The 12,349-nt window shown below is 64.7% G+C and carries 14 protein-coding genes; 7 read left to right on the forward strand and 7 right to left on the reverse strand.

The window, feature by feature from the left end; genetic code table 11:
• Positions 1-115: 115 nt before the first annotated feature.
• Positions 116-1,135: a Glu/Leu/Phe/Val dehydrogenase gene (locus HU729_RS14630; protein WP_186710694.1), complete on the forward strand. Its 1,020-nt coding sequence runs from the start codon at positions 116-118 to the stop codon at positions 1,133-1,135.
• A 61-nt stretch (positions 1,136-1,196) separates the two neighbouring features.
• Here HU729_RS14630 and HU729_RS14635 read toward each other — a convergent pair whose 3' ends face one another.
• A complete protein-coding gene (locus HU729_RS14635; protein ID WP_186667754.1) occupies positions 1,197-1,460 on the reverse strand; it encodes a YebG family protein in 264 nt (87 codons plus the stop codon).
• Between the two features lie 256 nt (positions 1,461-1,716).
• Here HU729_RS14635 and HU729_RS14640 point away from each other — a divergent pair, with 256 nt between their 5' ends.
• Entirely contained in the window at positions 1,717-2,190 is a 474-nt protein-coding gene (locus HU729_RS14640; protein WP_186667756.1) for a phosphate-starvation-inducible PsiE family protein, read from the forward strand.
• A gap of 156 nt (positions 2,191-2,346) precedes the next feature.
• On the opposite strand, the gene HU729_RS14645 is transcribed toward HU729_RS14640, so the two are convergent.
• The 5 genes from HU729_RS14645 to HU729_RS14665 all read right to left on the reverse strand — a co-directional run bounded on the left by HU729_RS14645 (position 2,347) and on the right by HU729_RS14665 (position 7,322).
• A complete protein-coding gene (locus tag HU729_RS14645; protein ID WP_186667758.1) occupies positions 2,347-2,646 on the reverse strand; it encodes a DUF3509 domain-containing protein in 300 nt (99 codons plus the stop codon).
• A 158-nt stretch (positions 2,647-2,804) separates the two neighbouring features.
• Entirely contained in the window at positions 2,805-3,149 is a 345-nt protein-coding gene (locus tag HU729_RS14650; RefSeq protein ID WP_186667761.1) for an HPF/RaiA family ribosome-associated protein, read from the reverse strand.
• A gap of 348 nt (positions 3,150-3,497) precedes the next feature.
• Positions 3,498-5,813, reverse strand: a complete 2,316-nt coding sequence (fecA, locus tag HU729_RS14655; protein WP_186710696.1) for a TonB-dependent Fe(3+) dicitrate receptor FecA — start codon at positions 5,811-5,813, stop codon at positions 3,498-3,500.
• 94 nt (positions 5,814-5,907) lie between these two features.
• The gene (locus HU729_RS14660; RefSeq protein ID WP_186710698.1) at positions 5,908-6,831 is read right to left on the reverse strand and encodes a FecR domain-containing protein; all 924 of its coding nucleotides are present in this window, start codon (positions 6,829-6,831) and stop codon (positions 5,908-5,910) included.
• Entirely contained in the window at positions 6,828-7,322 is a 495-nt protein-coding gene (locus HU729_RS14665; protein WP_186710699.1) for a sigma-70 family RNA polymerase sigma factor, read from the reverse strand. The genes HU729_RS14660 and HU729_RS14665 overlap by 4 nt, the downstream gene beginning before the upstream one ends.
• Positions 7,323-7,500: 178 nt before the next feature.
• On the opposite strand from HU729_RS14665, the gene HU729_RS14670 reads away from it, so the two are divergent.
• Genes HU729_RS14670 through HU729_RS14690 form a run of 5 tightly spaced genes read left to right on the forward strand, consistent with a single transcriptional unit; the run spans position 7,501 to position 11,228 of the window.
• Positions 7,501-7,806, forward strand: coding sequence for a DUF3649 domain-containing protein (locus HU729_RS14670; protein WP_054893493.1), 306 nt, complete (start codon positions 7,501-7,503; stop codon positions 7,804-7,806).
• Positions 7,803-9,374: a PepSY-associated TM helix domain-containing protein gene (locus HU729_RS14675; RefSeq protein WP_186710702.1), complete on the forward strand. Its 1,572-nt coding sequence runs from the start codon at positions 7,803-7,805 to the stop codon at positions 9,372-9,374. Before HU729_RS14670 ends, HU729_RS14675 begins: the two co-directional genes overlap by 4 nt.
• A complete protein-coding gene (locus HU729_RS14680; RefSeq protein ID WP_186710704.1) occupies positions 9,374-9,700 on the forward strand; it encodes a DUF3325 domain-containing protein in 327 nt (108 codons plus the stop codon). Before HU729_RS14675 ends, HU729_RS14680 begins: the two co-directional genes overlap by 1 nt.
• Positions 9,697-10,254, forward strand: a complete 558-nt coding sequence (locus HU729_RS14685) for a sigma-70 family RNA polymerase sigma factor (protein ID WP_186710706.1) — start codon at positions 9,697-9,699, stop codon at positions 10,252-10,254. The genes HU729_RS14680 and HU729_RS14685 overlap by 4 nt, the downstream gene beginning before the upstream one ends.
• Positions 10,251-11,228, forward strand: coding sequence for a FecR domain-containing protein (locus HU729_RS14690; RefSeq protein WP_186710708.1), 978 nt, complete (start codon positions 10,251-10,253; stop codon positions 11,226-11,228). Before HU729_RS14685 ends, HU729_RS14690 begins: the two co-directional genes overlap by 4 nt.
• A 71-nt stretch (positions 11,229-11,299) precedes the next feature.
• Here the strand turns inward: HU729_RS14690 and HU729_RS14695 are convergent.
• A partial coding sequence (locus HU729_RS14695) for a polyamine ABC transporter substrate-binding protein (protein WP_238348378.1) occupies positions 11,300-12,349 on the reverse strand: 1,050 nt, incomplete at its 5' end.

Raw genomic sequence — 12,349 nt, forward strand, 5'->3', positions numbered from 1 at the left:
TCCACACACACTAGATTTTTAGCTCCGGTGCACCGATTCGTCCAGTGGTCCGCCCAGGCCCTGGACCGTCGCGGGCTGCCTATACTGATGGGAGCACCTTGTGGGGAGCCCGTCGATGTTCGCGCTCATGCAAAGCACCCGTACCCAGTCCCTGCACCTGTGGAACGACCCTGCCACCGGCTTGAAAGCCGTGGTGGCGATTCATAGCGAGCATCTGGGGCCAGCCATGGGGGGCTGTCGCTACCTGCCGTACGCCGACGATGAAAGTGCGATGACCGATGCCATCCACCTGGCCCAGGGCATGAGCTACAAGGCGGCCCTGGCCGGGCTGGCGCTCGGCGGCGGCAAGGCGGTGATCGTGCGCAACCCTCATGTGGAAAATCGCGCGGCGCTGTTCGAGGCGTTCGGGCGTTTCGTCGACAGCCTGCAAGGGCGCTTCATCACCGCCGTGGACAGCGGCACCTCGACGCTGGACATGGACTGCATCGCCCAGTCCACTCCTCATGTCACCAGCACCACGGCCTCGGGCGACCCTTCACCGCACGCGGCCATGGGCGTGTTCGCCGGCATTCGCGCCACCTCGATGGCACGGCTGGGCAGCGATAATCTCGAGGGGTTGCGCGTGGCGGTGCAAGGGCTGGGCAATGTGGGCTATGCACTGGCCGAGCAGCTGCATGCGGCAGGGGCAGAGTTGCTGGTCAGTGACCTCGACCCCGGGCTGGTGAGGCTGGCGGTGGAGCAGTTCGGGGCGCATCCGGTGACCAACGATGCGCTGATCAGCACGCCCTGCGATATCTTCGCGCCATGCGGGGTAGGGCCTGTGCTCAATGGCCAGAGCGTGATGACGTTGCGTTGCGCGGCGGTGGCCGGCGCCGCCAATCATCAGTTGACCACCTTGCAGGTGGCCGACCAGCTCGAGAGCCGCGGGATTCTGTACGCCCCGGACTACGTGATCAATGCCGGTGGGCTGATCTACGTGGCGCTGACCCACCGAGGCGCTGACCTGAGCACCATTACCGCGCATCTGGCGCGCATCCCCACGCGCCTGACCGAGGTGTTCGCCCATGCCCAGGCCGAGAAACGCTCGCCTGCGCGCGTGGCGCAGATGCTGGCGGAGCGGCTGTTGTACGGTTGAGCGGACAGCGCCAGCATCCACGCCGCCGTGTACAGTCGGCGCAGATGCTGCTGCAGGAGCCTTACTCGGCTGCCTCGCCTTCGAGCAGCTCGGCCAGCGCATCGGGCTGGCTCTTGAATGCCCGGGCGAACACGTCGCGGTTCTTGGCCATGTAGATGCCCGCTTCCTCGACCTGCTGCTCGCTCAGCGACGGCACGGCCTTGTGCAGTACTTCGGCCAGCCGTTCGGCCAGCTCGAGCATCTTGTCGTGACGGTCTGCTTCGGCCTTATCCATGAACAAGCGCTCCGGGTCGCGGCTGCTGCGGTACACCACTTCGACGGCCATTCATCACCTCTGTGCCTTTTGGGTATGTGAGTTGGATAACAACTGTATCTTTATACAGTGTCGAGCATAGCGGATTCTTTGGCAATCGGATAGTGGCGTTCTGATTTACCCGGATGCACGCGGCGAAGCATAGTTCATAGGTGCCTTGCGGCAATCGGTCACCTTCCAAGTACGGGGCCTGGCCCTTTAACTGCATGTCAAAAGCGTCACATCGGTGGCGCATCATCCTTCATGTCGTATCGAGGAATCCTGCATCGTGAAATCCAAATGGCCAGAAAAGCTGCGCAAGGGCCTGCATGCGCCCGCCGACGCACTGGGAAATCTGTTCGTCGAATCGTTCCACTACCTGGCCCTGTTCGGCATCGGTGCGATCACGGCCTATGCCGCCGTGGCGACCTTCATCGAGATGCTCGAGAAGGGCGGCATCAGTGTCGATGACATTCTGCTGCTGTTCATCTACCTCGAGCTGGGGGCCATGGTGGGGATCTACTTCAAGACCAACCACATGCCCATCCGCTTCCTGCTGTATGTGGCGATCACCGCACTCACACGCCTGCTGATCGGCGATGTCTCGCACCACAAGGCGCCGGACGTGGGGTTGCTGTACGTGTGTGGCGGCATCCTGCTGCTGGCCTTCGCGATCCTGGTAGTGCGTTTTGCCTCGTACCGCTATCCGTCGACGCGGGTGATCGATGCCAGCGGCAAGGATATGGATGACGGCAAGGTCTGATCCATCCGGCAGCGACTTGGGCAAGCTGGACGGCTGGGTGATGGGAAATACTTACTGCGCGGGCGCCTTGCTCAATGGCGGCGCCTACACTCTGGCGCCCGCACTCTGAAGTGCTGACGTCGTGGTTGCAGCATCGCTGCGACCTGCCGATTCGCTCTATCGAGCGACCCCCGCACCCCGCCAGACCTGATCCCGTCCCGCACTGTCGGTCATCCCCGCCAGCACTTGCAGGGCATCTTCCCCTTGTTCGATGGCCAGCCCCAGGCGAATGCTGTCCACCACCCGGCGCAGGCGCGTCGGGTCATTGCGTTGGGCGGCGCTGATCAGTCGCTTGGCGACCACGCCGGTATCGTTGGAGAGGGTCAGCATGATGCTGCCGTCGAGCCGCTCGATGCTCAGGTTGACCCGGTAGTACGGGGCGAAGGCGTCGCTGATGAGGTCGAAGGGATTGGTCATGGGCTGGCATCTGCAAAGAATGTTCACCGATTGACCGGGAGACAGCAGGGATGGTTCAGCGACGTTGATCAATTGATGCCGTGTGTGGCTGGTGCCGGCCTGGAACCCTGGAAACGAAAACGCCCGGTGCCAGGCACCGGGCGTCTGTGTGTCACCGATCACTCTTCTTCGGTTTGCTGCACCACGCTGCGCTTGCTGCGCAACTTGCCGTAGAAATGTTCCAGCGCGTTGTTCAGCTTGCTGGCCGCACCGTCGATCGCGTGGTCCAGCGAGGTGGCGGTATGGCTGACGGAAATCGGTTGATGACCTTTGGGGCGAGCCTCCATCTGGCAGCGTTTGTCATGCGGGCCGGGCTTGTCGCCGTTCTCGTCACGCAAGTGGACCTCGATGCGGGTAAGGTCGTCCTCGTAGCGCTGCAGCGTGCTTTCCAGCGTACTGCGGACCCATTCGTTCAGACGGCTGCTGCTGTCGATATGGTTGCTGCTGTTGACCTGGATTTGCATGATTCAATCCTTATTCAGCTTGCTCGCATGGAGGCGTGCCTAGGCCCTTGAGGCCCTTGGGGAAAGCATCGCCTCTTGACTCTAAGGTCAGGGATTGGCGCGCCGAATTCAAGCCCCTTTTCCGATAAATTTTTTGTAGCAATTCGCAGGGTTAACACTGTTGATGCAGGAGCGACTGTCTGGTTCAAAATCTAAAGGCCAGCCCAGGCTCCCTGTGGCAGCGGCGGTTCGCCGCTGCGACTTGCCCGCGAACACGGGCGTAGCCCGTGCCAGACAGCGCGGTGTCTTTTTCGCGGGCAAGCCCGCTCCTACACAGGTACCGCACTGGTACTGAGGACCGTGCCATCGTCAGAACGCGACCGAAGTCTGCACATACAGCGTGCGCGGCTCGCCCACGTACTTGCCCTTGTTGTTGTCGTCGAACGAACGGGTGTAGTACTCGCGGTTGAACAGGTTCTTCACCCCCACCGCCACCTTCAGGTTCGACAACTGCGGCCCGAAGTCGTACCCGGCGCGGGTGCTGACCAGCATGTAGCCCGGTATCCGTCCGGTGCTGCCATCGGCGCTTTCGCTGGCGGTGTTGGCGTTGTCGGCGTACTGGCTGCTCTGGAAGCTGCCATCCAGGTTCAACTGCCATGGCCCCTCGGTGTAGCCGAGCCCCAGCGTGCCCTTGTGGCGCGAGGAGAACGGCACCTGATTGCCCTTGTTCGGGCCGTCCTCGCGGATGGTGGCGTCGACGAAGGCGTAGCTGGCGTGCACATCGAAGCCGGCCAGCGCCGGGCTCAGTCCGTCGAGGGCATAGCGCACGCTGGTCTCGATGCCCTGGTGGCGGGTTTCGCCGCGGGCGATCACCGAGTCGTTGGTCTGGTTGCTCTCGTACTGGTTGTCGAAGTTGATCAGGAAGGCGCCGATCTCTGCCTGCAAGTCGCCGCTGTCGTAGCGGGTGCCGACTTCCCAGGTGCGCGCCTTTTCCGGCTTCACTTCGCCGCTGCTGACACGGTTGGGCATCTGGCTGTACTGCACGCTGCCGAACGAGCCTTCGGTGTTGGCGTAGAGGTTCCAGGTGTCGGTCAGGTGGTACATCACGTTCAGTGCCGGCAATGCGGTGTTGTAGCTGCCCTGGTAACGCTGGTTGCTGAGCTTGTTGCTCTGCTCGGAGTCGATCATCTCGTAGCGGATGCCGGGGGTGATGGTCCAGCGGCCGATGTCGATGCGGTCGTCCAGGTAGATCGCGTGGGCTTCGGTGGCGCCACGGGTGTCGCGGTCGTTGCGGCTGGCGGTGGTCGGCAGGTTGCCGGTCACCGGTTCACGGAAGCGCAGTTCGTGGCCGGCTTCGTTGATGTAGCGGTAGCCCACGCCCAGCTCGTGCCAGCTGTCGCCCAGCGCCACACCTTGCGAGAAGCGGGTCTCGATGCCACGTACCCAGTACTCGCGTGGCGACAGCGAGACGAAGCTGCCCTGGTCGAGGTAGCCGCTGCGCAAGGTCTTGGTGAAGAAGCTGTTGACGCTGAACTGGCGGTCGTCCTGCTTGTAGTCGTAGCCGAAGTTGACCAGGGTGCGACGGCCCCAGAACTTGTCCTTCAGGCGGGTCGACTGGTACGGGTCTTCATCGAACGCCGCCTTGCTCAGGCCGCCGGGCATGTCGGCCTCGCCCTCGTAGTACTGAGCCATGGCGTGCAGGCTGTTGGCCTCGTCCAGTTGCAGCTTGCCTTTGAGAATGAGGTCGTCGATCTGTGTGTCGCTGTGTTCGCGCCAGTCGCCGCCGCGGGTGCCGGAGTAGAGCAGGGCGCCACCCAGGCCGTTGTCGTTGGTGCCGCCGACCAGCAGGTTGGCGCTGTTCTTGAAACCGTCGTGGCTGGACGAAGGGCTGATCTGGTTCTGCATGGCGGCCTTGAAGGTCGCCTCCTCGGGGATGGCGCGGGTGACGAAGTTGACGATGCCGCCGACGTTCTGCGGGCCGTAACGCACTGCGCCGCCGCCACGTACCACATCGACCGCATCCATGTTGCCCAGGCTCAGCGGGGCCAGCGACAGCTGTGGCTGACCGTAGGGGGCGAAGGGGACCGGGATGCCGTCCATCAGCACCGTGGAGCGTGAGGCCAGGCGCGGGTTGAGGCCGCGGATGCCGAAGTTCAGTGCCAGGTCGTGGCTGCCGGTGCCGTTGTTTTCCGGAGCATTGACGCCGGGAATGCGGTTGAGCACTTCACGGGCGTTGTTGGCGCCACTGCGCTCGAACGCTTCGCGGCGGACCACGTCACGTGCGCCGGGGTGTTCGAAGACGTTGTCCTGACGTGCCTCGGCCAGCCAGTCGCCAACCACGGTCGAGGCACCCAGCTCGATTGCCGCATCGCTGCCGGACGTGGCGAGCGGTTGCAGGCTGTAGGCATTGTCGGCCTCCTGGCGCGCCTGCAGGCCGCTGCCATGCAGCAATGCCTCCAACCCTTGCTGCACGCCGTACTGGCCTTCCAGGCCGGGGCTGCGCAAGCCTTGGGTGACACTGGAGCCGAACGAAATCAGCGCACCGCTTTCGCGGCCGAACTGGTTGAGGGCGTCTTCCAGGGTGCCGGGCGCGATGTGATAGGCGCGCGGTTCGGCAGCCTGGGCGAAGTTCAGGCTGGTGGCGAGCAGCAGGGCGATGGCGAGAGGCGTGGGGCGCAGGGGCATGGGGTTGGGTCCTGTCAGGAGGGTTCTGCCTGCTCTGTCACGCGAGGGAAGCGAAATGGCTCAGGTTGGAAGAAAAATAGTTGTCGGCACAGGCTCAAACCGCCTCGACCTTGACCCAGTACCGGGTGAACCGCCGCACCCGCACCGGCAGCGCCACCTCCAGCATCTCCAGGATCCGTTCGCTGTCATCCAGCGGGTACGACCCGGAAATCCGCAGCCCTGCGACCTGCTCGCTGCAGCCCAGCTGTCCGTGGCGATAACGTGACAGCTCGGCGAGAAACTCGCCCAGGCGCATCTGCGAGACCACCAGCATCCCATCGACCCAGGCGCCAATGTTGCGATCCAGCGCGCCGATACTTTCCCAGTGGCCCGCTGCCAGGCGGGCTTGCTGCCCCGCGAGCAGCACCTGGCCCTGTAGCCGAGCCATGCCGCTGAACACCGAGACCTGGCTGAACCCCTCGAACTGGCGCACGTTGAAGCGGCCGCTTTCGAGTTGCAGGCTGCCATCGTCGGTGCGCAACACCAGCGGGCGGGTATCGCGGGCGACGTCTAGCGACAACTCACCGTCGAGCAGGTGCACGTAACGTTGCTGCCCATCGAACCGCACATCGGCGGCGCTGCGGGTGTTCAGTCGCAACAGGCTGCCGTCGTCCAGCGGCAGGCGTCGGCGCTGGCCCACGGGGCTGCGGTAGTCGGCCATCAGCCCTGGCAACGGATTGTGCGATTGCAATCCCAGCCCGGTGGCACTGGCCACGCCCGCCAGCAGCAACGCCTTGAGCGCGCGACGCCGGGCCGGGGAGGGTGGTGCCTGCAAGGTGGCGTGCACCACGGGCGAGGTCGCGCCACGCAGACGCTGGTTGACCTGCTGGATATGCGCCCAGGCGCGCTGGTGTTCGCCGTCCGCCTGTAACCAGTGTTCGAGTGCCTGCTGCTGGGCCGGATCGAAATCGGCCCCCTGGGATTCGATCAGCCAGTGCACCGCCTGCTCGGCGACCTGGGGCGAGATGCCTGCGCTCACAGGGCGAAATAACAGCGCAGGGCTGCCTTGTGCAGGTAGCGTTTGACCGTCGCCAGGGAGATACCCAGTTCACGGCCGATCTCGGCTTGGCCCAGGCCATCGATCTGGGCCAGCAGGAAGGCGCGTTTGACCAGTGGCGGCAGGCCATCGAGCAGGCGGTCGAGTTGGAGCAGGGTTTCGAAGATCAGCGCCTTTTCTTCCTCGCTTGGCGCCAGGCGCTCGGGCACCTGGGCCAGGGCTTCGAGGTAGGCACGCTCCAGCTCCTGGCGGCGGAAATGGTTGCACAGCACGCGCTTGGCGACGGTGGCGAGGAAAGCCCGGGGCTCGATCAACTGTGGGGTGTCGCGAGCCTGGAGCAGGCGCACGTAGGTGTCCTGGGCCAGGTCGGCGGCGCTCTGCGGGCAGCCCAGGCGACGGCGCAGCCAACCGGTCAGCCAGTTGTGGTGGGCGTGGTAGAGGCCTTCGACGGTGGAGGAGAGGGCACTGGACACCGAGGTGACTCCGGCGTCCGATGACGCGATTGGGAGTAAGAATTGTTCGCATTATATTCAGGGTGGTGTGGTGTCGCAATCCTGTTGGGCCGGGCGCAGCTCATCCCCAATCTTTGCTTATGAGAATTGAAATCATTACTATTGCACCCCTCTCAACCTGTCCCCGGACCGTCGCCCCATGAAAAGCAAAGCCGCCGGCCTGCCCCTGAGCTACCGCCTGGCCGTGACCTCGCGCAGTCTGGCTGCCTTGCTGGGGGGCTACCTGCTGGCCTCGGCGGCCAGCGTCTGCGTCAGCCTGCTGATGCCCGGCGCCCAGGTCGATGCGGCACTGACCGGGATGATGCTTTCGTTCGTGTTCTATCTGCTCGCCTTCATCTGGTGCTTCGCCTGCCGCAGCGCATTGCGCGCCTGGCTGGGCGTCTTGCTGCCAAGCCTCGTGCTGGGCGCGATCGGCGGGCTGGCTTATTGGATGAAGAACCCATGAAAGAGGGCTTCCGCCAGGCCATGGCCTGGCTGCACACCTGGACCGGCCTGATCTTCGGCTGGCTGTTGTTCGCCATCTTCCTCACCGGCACGCTTGCCTACTTCAAGGAAGAGATCAACCACTGGAGCAAACCGGAGATCCACAGCCATCCGCTGAATCCGGCGGCCAGCCTGGAGATGGCGCAGCGCTACCTGCAAGCCAACGCCGCCGATTCCAGCACCTGGTTCATCCGCCTGCCCAGCGAGCGCGAGGCGGCGCTGAGCGTCGGCTATCGCGACCCCAACGCCGGTGGGCGACGCGGCTTCACCAGCAAGGAACTGGACGCGGCCAGCGGCGAGATGGTCGAGGGCCGCGACAGCCGTGGCGGCGACTTTTTCTACCGTTTCCACTTCCAACTGGAGATGCCGCACCCCTGGGGGCGCTGGCTGTCGACCTTCTGTGCCTTCATCATGCTGCTGGGGCTGGTGACCGGGATCATCACCCACAAGAAGATCTTCAAGGAGTTCTTCACCTTCCGCCCCGGCAAGGGCCAGCGCTCCTGGCTCGATGGCCACAACGCCATCGGCGTGCTGGTGCTGCCCTTCCACCTGATGATCAGCTACAGCAGTCTGGTGATCTTCATGTACATGGTCATGCCTGCCGGGATCATGGCCAGCTATGGCAGCGCCAACGGTTACTTCAACGACCTGTTCGGCCGCGACGAAGTGCCGAAGGTGGCTGGTGTGGCCGCGCCGCTGGTCCCCCTGTCGAGCCTGTACGCCAAGGTCCAGGAGCAGGCGCCAGGCGCGCGTATGGGCTTCATCCAGGTACAGAACCCTGGCGACCAGAATGCCCGCGTCACCTTGAGCCGTGCCTCGGCCGACAGTGTCGCGTACAAGCGCAGCGCCAACTGGACCTTCGACGGTGCCACCGGTGCACTGCTCACCCAGGGTGCGCCGGAAAGCGCGGCGATGATGACCTCCTTCACCTTCGTCGGCCTGCACATGGGCAACTTCGCCGGGCCCTGGCTGCGCTGGTTGTACTTCGTCTTCGGGGTCGCCGGCACGGCGGTGATCGGCACTGGCCTTGTGATGTGGCTGGGCAAGCGTCAGCTCAAGCATGCCAAGAGCGAGCGCATGCCCGCGGAGCTGCGCCTGGTCGAGGTGCTCAACATCGCCAGCATGAGCGGCCTGCTGCTGGGCGTGGCGGCGTTCTTCTGGGCCAATCGCCTGCTGCCGGTCGGGCTGCAAGGGCGGGCCGACTGGGAGGTCAATGCGTTCTTTCTGGTCTGGGCACTGTCGCTGCTGCACGCCATGCTGCGTCCCGGGCGTCGCGCCTGGGGCGAGCAGTTGGCGCTGGGGGCCCTGGTGTTCGCAGCGTTGCCGTTGCTCAATGCCGTGACTACAGGCCAAGGTCTGGATCATTCGCTGATCGTCGGTGACTGGGCGATGGCTGGGTTCGATCTCACGGCCCTGGCCACCGGCCTGTTCCTCGGCTGGGCGGCCGGCAAGATGCTGCGCGCGCCCAAGCCGGTCGCCAAGCGCTCGGCCAAGGTCAAGGCCCGCGCCGAAACCGTGGAGGCGAGTTGATGCTGAGCCTGGCGCTGTTCACCTTCGCCGGCCTGGCTGCCTTGTGCCTGGCCATGGAAAAACACTTCTCCGACCTGCTGGGTCGCAAGCCGCGGCAGGCCCAGTTGCGTGCCTTGCGCATCGTCGGCTGGCTACTGCTGGTGCTGTCGGCGGTACTGGCCGTGCACCTGCGTGGCTGGGCGCTGGGGCTGGTGGAGTGGACGGCCGTGTTGATGGCCGGGCTGACCCTCTGGGTGTTCGGCCTGCCGTACCAGCCACGCCTGCTGCTGAGCCTGGCGGCGGCGAGCCTGGTGCTGGCGCCGGTCGTGGCGGTGTTTGGCGCGTGAGCGAGCCTGACCTCGACGAGGCCGGTGGCCGGGCGCGCTTCCTGCAGGTGTTCCTGGCCCAGCGCGGACGCATGGAGGCGCTGGTCAGCCGGCGCGTCGGCTGTCGTGCCACGGCCTCGGACCTGGTCCAGGAACTGTTCCTGCGCTTCTGGCGTCGGCCTGCGGTCAAGGTCGAGGCGCTCGACACCTACCTCCTGCGCTGCGCCGGCAACCTGGCGATCGATCACCTGCGCAGCGAGGGCAGTCGCGGTCGTGTCACCGAAGGGCTGTCGATCAGCGACGAGGCGCTGTCGGTCCAGGCGCCAGAGCAGGCGCTGGAGGTCGATCACGATCTACGGCGCATCGAGCAGGCGCTGCGCGCCTTGCCGGAACGTACGCGACAGATCTTCCTGCTCAACCGCATCCATGGCTGCAAGTACGGCGAGATCGCCAAGGCCATGCAGGTGTCCCAGAGTGCGGTGGAAAAGCATATGATGCGCGCCCTCGAAGCGTGCAAGGCGAGTGTCGCCGAGCCCGCTACCCCATTGCGCAGGCCAGGGAGCGACCGTCGATGAGCCAGCCCTATCCGATCACCGCCGAACAGTCGCGCATGGCCTTGGGCTGGCTGAGCCGCATCAACGAGCATCCTCCGGCAGCCGAAGGCGCCGAGTTCAAGCGCTGGTTGCTGGCCGATCCTGCGCACCGCGCCGCTTATGCCGAGGCCCTGGCCGTGTGGCAACTGAGCGAAGCACCCGCCGCGCACCTGGCTGAAGAGGAACGCGAGGATCTGGAGCAGTACCTGCAGGCCATGCGTCGGCCGAAAGCCCGCTGGGGGCGGCGTGGCGGGGCACTGGCGGCAGCGGCCTGCCTGGTGCTGACACTGGGCAGCCTGGCCGGTTGGCAGCCGCAATACTGGCTGCAGGACCTGCGTGCCGACTATCGCAGTGATGAGCATGTGCGCCAGATCACCCTGGCCGACCAGTCACGCCTGACCCTGGATGCCAACAGCGCCGTGGTGGTGGATTTCGACCATGGCGAGCGGCGCGTACACCTGCTGCGTGGCGCGGCGTTCTTCGAGGTGACCCACACCGGTGCGCCGTTCCTGGTCGATGCGGCGGGTGGTGAAGTGCGGGTGCTGGGCACTCAGTTCGAGGTACGCGGGCAGGGCGACGGCGCCCAGGTTACCGTGCGCAGTGGACGGGTGGCGGTGACACCGATTGCCGGTGCCGTGGCGCGTGAGCTGACCGCCAACCAGCAACTGACCTACGCCGAGGGCGTGGCGGGGGCGATCAGTGCCGTGGACAGTGACAGTCGCCTGGCCTGGCGCCAGGGCTGGCTGAACTATTACCAGGTGCCGCTGGCGCAGGTGGTCAAGGACCTGGAGCGGTATTACCCGGGGCGCATCCTGCTGCTCGACGATGCCTTGGCGCAGCGCAAGGTCAGCGGCAGTTTCCCGGTGGAGGAGCCCTTGCTGGCGCTGGCGTCGCTGGGCAAGGTCATGGGCTTCGTGCCGCAGACGCTGTTCGGGCGGGTGACGGTGGTGCGTTGAAGCCGACCCCATAACGGCAAAACCCCACCGGCACCCTGGTGCCTGTGGGGTTTTTCGCATATGCGAGGGCTTCAGTTCCCCGCTTTGATGCTGGTCCAGATCCGCGTGCGGATGCGGTCGATCTTCGCTGGCATCGCTTCCAGGGCAAACAGCTTGCCCATCACGTCCGGGCTCGGGTAGATCATGGTGTTCTGCTTGAGTGCCGGATCGACCAGGGCGTCTGCCTTGGCATTGCCGTTGGCGTACTGCACCGAATTGCTGATGTTGGCCATCACCTCAGGCTGCAGCAGGTAGTTCATGTAGGCGTAGCCGGCTTTCTCGTCTGGTGCATCGGCTGGCATGGCGACCATGTCGAACCACAGCGGCGCACCTTCCTTGGGAATCGAATAGCCGACCTTCACCCCGTTCTTCGCATCTTCGGCGCTGTTCTTGGCCTGCAGCACGTCGCCGGAGAAGCCGACCACCACGCAGATGTTGCCGTTGGCCAGGTCACCGGTGTACTTCGAAGAGTGGAAGTAGTTGATGTACGGACGCACCTTCATCAACAGTTCCTTGGCTTTCTCGTAATCCTCAGGCTTCTGACTGTGCGGCGGCAGGCCCAGGTAGTTCAGGGCGATCGGCAGCAACTCCGGGCCGTTGTCGAGCATGGCCACGCCACAGCTCTTGAGCTTTTCCATGTTCTCGGGCTTGAACACCAGGTCCCAGGAATCGACCGGTGCCTTGTCGCCGAGCACGGCCTTGACCTTGTCGATGTTGTAGCCGATGCCGGTGCTGCCCCACAGGTACGGGAAGCCGTACTGGTTGCCCGGGTCGTTCACTTCCAGCGCCTTGAGCAGCACCGGGTTGAGGTTCTGCCAGTTCGGCAGCTGGCTCTTGTCGAGCTTCTTCAGGGCCTTGCCCTGGATCTGCCGGGCCATGAAGTGGTTGGAGGGGAAGACCACGTCGTAACCGGAGTTGCCGGTCATCAGCTTGCCGTCGAGGGTCTCGTTGCTGTCGTAGACATCGTAGGTGGGCACGATGCCGGTGGCTTTCTGGAAGTTCTGCAGCGTGTCCGGGGCGACGTAGCTGGACCAGTTGTAGATCTTCACCGAGTCGGCGGCGCTGGCGACGCCAGCAGCCAG

Origin of the sequence: Pseudomonas sp. RW10S2 (genome assembly GCF_014268985.1) — a bacterium.
Lineage (GTDB): Bacteria > Pseudomonadota > Gammaproteobacteria > Pseudomonadales > Pseudomonadaceae > Aquipseudomonas > Aquipseudomonas wayambapalatensis.